Origin of the sequence: Enterobacteriaceae endosymbiont of Donacia sparganii, from assembly GCF_012569045.1 — a bacterium.
Lineage (GTDB): Bacteria > Pseudomonadota > Gammaproteobacteria > Enterobacterales > Enterobacteriaceae.
The window spans coordinates 1-2,228 of the sequence record NZ_CP046196.1 but is presented as its reverse complement, the minus strand read 5'-3'; the positions used below and the strand labels follow the sequence as shown (position 1 = coordinate 2,228).

Here is a 2,228-nt window from a genome sequence, read left to right as displayed (position 1 = left end):
GTAAAGGAGGTGATCCAACCACAGGTTCCCCTACGGTTACCTTGTTACGACTTCACCCCAGTTATGAATCACAAAGTGGTAAGCGCCCTCCTGTAAAAGGTTAAGCAACTTACTTCTTTTACAACCCACTTCCATGGTGTGACGGGCGGTGTGTACAAGGCCCGGGAACGTATTCACCGTAGCATTCTGATCTACGATTACTAGCGATTCCGACTTCATAGAGTCGAGTTGCAGACTCCAATCCGAACTAAGATATATTTTATGAGATCCGCTTACTCTTACGAGGATGCTTCCCTTTGTATATACCATTGTAGCACGTGTGTAGCCCTGGTCGTAAGGGCCATGATGACTTGACGTCGTCCTCACCTTCCTCCGGTTTATCACCGGCAGTCTCCTTTGAGTTCCCAGCCTAACTGATGGCAACAAAGGATAAGGGTTGCGCTCGTTGCGGGACTTAACCCAACATTTCACAACACGAGCTGACGACAGCCATGCAGCACCTGTCTCATGATTCCCGAAGGCACTAAAATATCTCTATTAAATTTCATGGATGTCAAGACCAGGTAAGGTTTTTCGCGTTGCATCGAATTAAACCACATGCTCCACCGCTTGTGCGGGCCCCCGTCAATTCATTTGAGTTTTAACCTTGCGGTCGTACTCCCCAGGCGGTCGACTTAACGCGTTAGCTACGAAAGTTATAAGTCAAGCTTACAACCTCCAAGTCGACATCGTTTACGGCATGGACTACCAGGGTATCTAATCCTGTTTGCTCCCCATGCTTTCGCACCTGAGCGTCAGTATTCGTCCAGGGGGCCGCCTTCGCCACTGGTATTCCTCCAGATATCTACGCATTTCACCGCTACACCTGGAATTCTACCCCCCTCTACGAAACTCAAGCTAATTAGTTTCAAATGCAGTTCCTAAGTTAAGCTTAGGGATTTCACATCTGACTTAATTAACCGCCTACGTGCTCTTTACGCCCAGTAATTCCGATTAACGCTCGCACCCTCCGTATTACCGCGGCTGCTGGCACGGAGTTAGCCGGTGCTTCTTTTACAAGTAACGTCAATGATAAAATATATTAGATTTTATCTTTTCTTTCTTGTTGAAAGTACTTTACAACCCTAAGGCCTTCTTCATACACGCGGCATAGCTGCATCAGGCTTTCGCCCATTGTGCAATATTCCCCACTGCTGCCTCCCGTAGGAGTCTGGACCGTGTCTCAGTTCCAGTGTGGCTGATCATCCTCTCAGACCAGCTAGGGATCGTTGCCTAGGTAGGCTTTTACCCTACCTACTAGCTAATCCCATCTGGGTTCATCTAATGGTATAAGGTTTTATATAAAAAATAAAATCCCCTACTTTAATCTTAAAAAAAGACATTATGCGGTATTAGCTGTCGTTTCCAACAGTTATCCCCCTCCAAAAGGCAGATCCCCAGATATTACTCACCCGTTCGCCGCTTGCCGACAATAAAAAAATTTTGCAATTTCTTTATTTCGCTGCCGCTCGACTTGCATGTGTTAGGCTTGCCGCCAGCGTTCAATCTGAGCCATGATCAAACTCTTCAATTTTAAAAAATATAATACGAAATAAAAATATTCTAAAAATTGAATGCCCACATATATTTTCTGACAAATTATTAAAGAACAAAAAAATTATCTTTAATAAAAGATAATTTTTTTATTAGAGTTAATAATATACTCACTTATATTAATAAAGTCAAATTTTATTTATATATAAAATAGATTAAATATATTCAATACTTAATATTTTATATTTAATAATACCTCTAGGTGTTTGTACTTTAATAATATTATTTTTTTTTTTTCCAATTAATGCTCTAGCTAAAGGAGCATTAATTGAAATTAAATTATTTTTTAAATCTGATTCATCATGACCAACAATTTTATAAGAACTAATTTTATTAGTTAAAACATTTATAATACGCACAGTAGAACCGAAAATAATTCTATTATTATATGTAATTTTTGTAATATCTATTATATTAGCATTTGATAATTTAATTTCTATTTCTTTAATACGTCCTTCACAAAAACTTTGTGCTTCACGAGCTGATTGATATTCAGCATTTTCTTTTAAATCACCATGTTTTCTAGCTTCTATAATTAAATTAATAATTTTAGGTCTTTCTATGTTTTTTAATTTGATTAATTCTTTACGTAATTTTTTTATACCTTGTAAAGTCATAGGAATTTGGTTAATCAT

1 protein-coding gene and 1 rRNA gene are annotated in these 2,228 nt (G+C 38.5%); both read right to left on the bottom strand.

Features of this window, described 5'->3' with window-relative positions; translation table 11 throughout:
- Positions 1–2 precede the first annotated feature (2 nt).
- Positions 3–1,573, bottom strand: a 16S ribosomal RNA gene (locus GJT98_RS00010).
- 175 nt (positions 1,574–1,748) lie between these two features.
- Positions 1,749–2,228 (bottom strand): transcription elongation factor GreA, encoded by a 480-nt coding sequence (gene greA, locus GJT98_RS00005; protein ID WP_168820644.1) that lies wholly within the window; start codon positions 2,226–2,228, stop codon positions 1,749–1,751.